We start from the raw sequence: 217 nt of genomic DNA on the forward strand, positions 1-217 counted from the left end.
TAAGTAGGTATTGATTTTCTTTTCCTGGTCTGGCGTATAGGTTTTATTTCGTTTAGGAACGGTCTTTAATTTTGGTATGGATTGTACGAAATTGGATGTAATAATTTCATTTTCTTCCAGCAACTGAAATAAGGAAGCGATATCTGTCCTAGAATTGTTTCGGTTTCTGGCACTAGTTTTCTGTACAATACCATTCAAATACTGATTGACAATCTTC

The 217-nt window shown here is 34.1% G+C and carries 1 pseudogene; it reads right to left on the minus strand.

Going from position 1 to position 217, the window contains the following annotated elements:
• Positions 1-217 (minus strand): annotated as a pseudogene (locus CXF67_RS00375) (site-specific integrase); the annotation flags it as partial.

This window comes from Psychroflexus sp. MES1-P1E (assembly GCF_002836055.1).
Taxonomy (GTDB): domain Bacteria; phylum Bacteroidota; class Bacteroidia; order Flavobacteriales; family Flavobacteriaceae; genus Psychroflexus.